Source organism: Enterococcus plantarum, from assembly GCF_001730295.1.
Lineage (GTDB): Bacteria > Bacillota > Bacilli > Lactobacillales > Enterococcaceae > Enterococcus_L > Enterococcus_L plantarum.
This window is the reverse complement of the sequence record NZ_MIKA01000027.1, coordinates 1-3,292: the sequence shown is the minus strand read 5'-3', so window position 1 is coordinate 3,292 and position 3,292 is coordinate 1. Positions and strand designations below refer to the sequence as shown.

Annotated in this window: 5 protein-coding genes; all 5 read right to left on the bottom strand. The window is 34.6% G+C overall.

Features of this window, described 5'->3' with window-relative positions:
• Positions 1–231: 231 nt before the first annotated feature.
• Positions 232–666: an SMI1/KNR4 family protein gene (locus tag BCR22_RS09720; RefSeq protein WP_083241809.1), complete on the bottom strand. Its 435-nt coding sequence runs from the start codon at positions 664–666 to the stop codon at positions 232–234.
• Between the two features lie 14 nt (positions 667–680).
• Complete coding sequence (locus BCR22_RS15065; RefSeq protein WP_240485873.1) at positions 681–872, bottom strand: HNH endonuclease; 192 nt, start codon at positions 870–872, stop codon at positions 681–683.
• 25 nt (positions 873–897) lie between these two features.
• Entirely contained in the window at positions 898–1,068 is a 171-nt protein-coding gene (locus tag BCR22_RS15445; protein WP_167351525.1) for a hypothetical protein, read from the bottom strand.
• Positions 1,069–1,330: 262 nt separating this feature from the next.
• Positions 1,331–1,717 (bottom strand): immunity 22 family protein, encoded by a 387-nt coding sequence (locus BCR22_RS09715; RefSeq protein WP_069654721.1) that lies wholly within the window; start codon positions 1,715–1,717, stop codon positions 1,331–1,333.
• Positions 1,718–1,722: 5 nt separating this feature from the next.
• The coding region (locus BCR22_RS15580; protein ID WP_205634363.1) for a hypothetical protein at positions 1,723–3,292 on the bottom strand (1,570 nt) is incomplete at its 5' end.

Here is a 3,292-nt window from a genome sequence, read left to right as displayed (position 1 = left end):
TTTTCGCATTATTTAGTTGTTCTTGTGCCGTTTTTGATAGTTTTTGATACTGTTCCAACGCCTTTTTCATTTCGGCTGTTTCGACATGAAAGCCCATAACATGCTTTTTTGAGAAGAGTATTCAATCATCGAATCAAAAAATCGCATAAAAAAGTTTAATTTTTTTGCCTCTACAGAAATCACCAGTTGAATTCCTTGCTAATTCAATATAAATAACTCTAGTATACGTTTTTAATAAAGCATATTTAATAACTTCGTAAATGTTTCACATATAAATAAAATGGACTTTTCACTATCCTTATCAGCTACTTCATGATTCCAAAATATCACATTTGGTACTTTCTTATCACGAAAATCAAAACAAATTAAATTACCAAATGGATCCTCAGCAATAGGAATTACGCCCTTAACTATACGATCAGAGACATCTTCTAAGACTTCAAAAATATTACTATAGTCATCCTCTTTAAAACTTATTAAATTATTAAACACTTCTTCCTTATCGTTAAACTTAAACTTGTTTGGGTGAGGATATCCTCCATCGTTATTGGATACTACTTCAATATAATCCTGCGGAAACTTTATATTTAGTTGTTTTTCAGCATCAACAATTTCATTTCCCAGTAGTTTACCGTTTGAGTTCTTCCATGTAACTATCTTTGACATAATTCATACTCTCCCTAATTTCCTGGACCCCAGATACTAAAGCCTCCAATATGTCCAGTTTGTCTATGAAGTTTCCTATCAACCAACTGCATTACACCAGAATCTTGATGATGGTGCCAAGTAAATCTTTTAGGAACTCCTCCAGATTTAAATATTTCAATTTCTTCTAAAGAAAATTGACTTGCAAACTCTTTATTTTTTAATATTTTTTCATACAGGTCTTTACTTGCTCTATCGAAATGTGTTTCTCGCCAATGACCATGGATCCGTGGCTCCTTGAAGTCCCAAACCGATTGTTTTTAACGTACTGCCCATCGCCTTCGTATTTTCCCATGCTCCTTTGATATCATTTGGATCTATGATTGCTACGATGCCTCGACCTAAAAACGTCAACCAACCCATAATCTATATAGGTTACTTGTTCTCTGTTTGAATCAATTGTTTTACTCATTTATTTTTTGATACATAAAAAACGGTATCAGTTTTTCACTAATACCGCTTCAATAACGTTTCATTTTCAATCTAAAATTACCATTAACTTAATAAACATTCGAAAAGAACGGAAAATTCATCTAAATTTTTGTACACTAAATACAGTTAGTTTTTTGTTAGCCACCGACAATTTGATTATCAATCCTGTGATAAAGTATTTTTTTATCTCTATTTATTCATCTAAATAACTTGCCACTCCCACAAAATTTATTTGATAAATTTGATTAACAATACTAATCCTTTTATCTTCCTCTTTGTTATATGAATAGTTATAAACCAATAGTATTGAATTATAAATAGTCTCCTGATTTTTAAATTGCGGAATCAGTTGTTCATCATAAGAAAAACCCTCTAGCAATTCTCTTATATTCTTATTTTTCACTGGAATCCAATCTCGCTCAATTAAATCTCTATCATAATAGCCTAATTTATAGTCTTTCTCAAATTGAGAAGGTATACTATCTCCTTCCTCTGTATAAGATACTTCCACATACTTATCTAATGCTTCTTTATCAGAAAAATTACCTAACCACAATGAAACATCATTTTTATCAGCCAAATTAATTACCTCCTTAATCCTTCAGGCAAACCTTGAATTCCATTTTTAAGTCTACTACTTGCCCACTCATTTAATTTTACTACAAAATTATCATAGTCAGTAGCATTATCTATAATTTTTAAAATTTCATTATGAGCTTTTGTTGAACCTCTTCCTCCATGCCAACCGCTTGGGTTTACAAACTCCACATCTTTTGTTAAAGTTCGCAACTCTTTAATATCATCCATGCTAACTCCCCATTTTTTAAATGTTGGTGTTCTAGAAACCAAGTGCCATTCATGATATCCTCCTGGCCTCCTAATTCTATCTTCTATTTTTTTCCGAAGTTCGGTATTTTTCCAAAGTTTTTCTAACTGTTCACTTGTCAAATTATCAAACCACTTATTAAATTCATTATTTCTAACAGAAGGAATTTTTATATCATCCGCAGCTTCACTAACTTTCTTAACCACATCATCTGCGAATCCATCACCTTTACTAAAAGCTTCCATATAATCGCCTAAAGTCATCTTGCCCATGCTTTGACCTGCAAATGCTAATTCATCCATAACTGGCATTGGAATATTCTTTAGTTTCGTCGCAAATGCTTTAGCTGCGTCATCTCCATATTTCAGAGCTTTATCTACCATCGTTGTCGCTTTGCCTAGCTTCCCTAACGTTGTGGCTTTTGTTGTCGCTTTGAACGCATTTAATCCTTCTGTTATTTTACCAGCTAATTTCGTGCCTTTCAAGGCTGCGCTTACTTCTCCAACTCCTATAAACATACTCGCTACATCAAATACATACCCACCTATTTCGTATGCATTCCCATTTACTATATCAGTCAAAATTCCATCTACTAGAGCTTTGCCCATGTCAAAGGTTTGTCTTGCTGCTTCTCGGGAGACTGGATCGATTATCATTATTTGTGGATTCAACATTGCATTCACACCCAATACGACCGTTCCTAGCGTGGTACCAATTGCTTTGGCATTTTCCCAGGCTCCTTTGATATCATCTAATTTCCACTGTGGTGTTTGAATCCCTCTTGCTGAATCAAGTCCCCATTCGACTAGCTCAACACCTAAATGAACCAGTTCACTAGCGCTAATTGCTACGGAGCTAACCATGCTTCCTGCCCCACCGATAAAACCTTCTACAAATAACAGTCTGTTTTTAACATCGTTAGGGATAGAGAGGTTTTTTGTTCCCTCTACTACATTCCCCCACCAGTCACCAATACTATCTGACATATTTTTAAGAAAATTTTCTACTGGATGACGTTTTGCCCACTGTTCTTGTTTTTCTTTAGCAGCTTTTTCCGCGGCTAGTTTTGCATCCGCTTCTGCCTGAGCTATTTGACTATCAATATCTTGGATTGCTTCTGCTAACCCGGTTTGGGAGACAAACTCCATAAATCTTGGGTCTGTATAACTTAAGCCGCTCGCCGTTTCAGACATTTTGATTTGTTGAGCTAAAACATTGATGATTTCTTCTGCTGAGCTTGGTTGTTGCTTACTATCAAACTCATTGACTTTTTGAATAATCTTATCCAAGTGCTTTTTTGCTTCATCACAAGCACTAGTGAAGGTACTA